Raw genomic sequence first — 1,419 nt, 5'->3', positions numbered from 1 at the left:
GGATCAATGTAAAAACCTGAGGGATTTTCATTTTATGCATATAACTTAGTAAGTCTGTATAAAAAAAATGCCTTATCTCTGACTCCTCTAAACTGTGCTCTGAATGCCTTGATTTTAGCATTGAATGATTCTGCTGCCGCATTAGTTGCCCTTCTTTCAAAGAAGTTGATAATATTCATATAGTGTGTTTGGATAGAGCGCGCTACCCTTCCAAAAGTCAGGAAGCCTGATTTATCGACTTCGTCATACCACCTTGCAAGCCTTGTCAAAGCAATATCTTTAAACTTACACTGATGATAGATTGAGCCTAACCGCATGGCCAGATAATATCCCTTCTTTATATCGGGATATTCTTTAAATAGAATCTCAGCCCGTATCCTTTGAGACTGAGTCCATAGCGATTCTTTTTTGTAAAGCAGATAAATACTCCTTGCCAGCAACTGCTTTTTTGTATCTCCATTAGCGAAAACAGGTGCATGATATATCTTTCCGCAGGCCTTTGCATAGGCAAGCTGCGTGGACTCCTCATCCAAAGCCTCCCAGCGGGCTTTCACACGCATCTCCTGAACTGCTTCATGAGCTAGTTTCTGTACATGGAAACGATCTGTAACGCGTTTGGCGGCAGGGAAGCAAGTCCGCGCAATCTGTTCCATATTGGGGGCCATATCCAAGGTGATCTCACGTACCTGATAGCGACGACGACGCGAAAGTTTAAGCAGGACAGAGGTGACTGTACAAACATCCGTACCTTTAATGATAGCGATAATACTGCCTTTACCACCGTGAGCCTCTTTATTAATCAACACAGTATATAGTTCTCCACGAGAGAGGGCCACTTCATCAATACAGACGTAGGCACCAATGTTCTTCTCAAACAAAAGCCAGTTCTCTGCATGGGCAAGCTGCTCCCAGCGGAGGTAGCCACTTAAATGGTTGCGGTATTGACGTTCAAACAAATCCCCGTCAACGCCATATAAAGTACCCAATAACTTGCAGCCGATCGGATGATTATCAATATAATTCTTTTAAAAAAGACGCAAAATCCTGCGTCATACGAGTACCCTCAGCTAACATGCGCCAGTTACGGCAGATATAATCATTGCTCTTCTTTAATATCCAGCGACGACGGCGAATGTTCAGATACACTTTCTTACCACGAAGGGGAAAGTCCTGAACAACCACCGGATCATAAAAGCCTTTACTCTCAGTGGCCTCACCGGAATACTGCTCAGGAACCAGATTCTTCTCTTCAAGGTAAATCACGATTTCATTCACCCTTTCTTTCACATCAACAACATCAAAGTAATCCAAGGTGCCTTCAGGGAGAAGAAGACGATAAACATTTAACTCCATTTTCTATAAATTTGAAGGCAAAGATAAGAATTTGTAATTTCATCCCTCAGATTTATTCATTGATCC

General features: G+C 42.4%; 2 protein-coding genes. Both read right to left on the bottom strand.

What is annotated here, in order from left to right:
- Positions 1-32: 32 nt before the first annotated feature.
- The gene (locus HMPREF2794_RS15940; protein ID WP_070751900.1) at positions 33-986 is read right to left on the bottom strand and encodes an ISAon1 family transposase; all 954 of its coding nucleotides are present in this window, start codon (positions 984-986) and stop codon (positions 33-35) included.
- Positions 987-1,011: 25 nt separating this feature from the next.
- Positions 1,012-1,353 carry an ISAon1 family transposase N-terminal region protein gene (locus HMPREF2794_RS15935; protein WP_010535358.1) on the bottom strand — a complete coding sequence of 114 codons (342 nt, stop codon included), beginning with the start codon at positions 1,351-1,353 and terminating at the stop codon, positions 1,012-1,014.
- Positions 1,354-1,419 lie beyond the last annotated feature (66 nt).

The sequence above is a fragment of the Bacteroides sp. HMSC067B03 genome (genome assembly GCF_001811315.1).
Lineage (GTDB): Bacteria > Bacteroidota > Bacteroidia > Bacteroidales > Bacteroidaceae > Bacteroides > Bacteroides faecis.
Note: the sequence above shows the minus strand (reverse complement) of the source record. Positions and strands in the feature narration are given on the sequence as shown.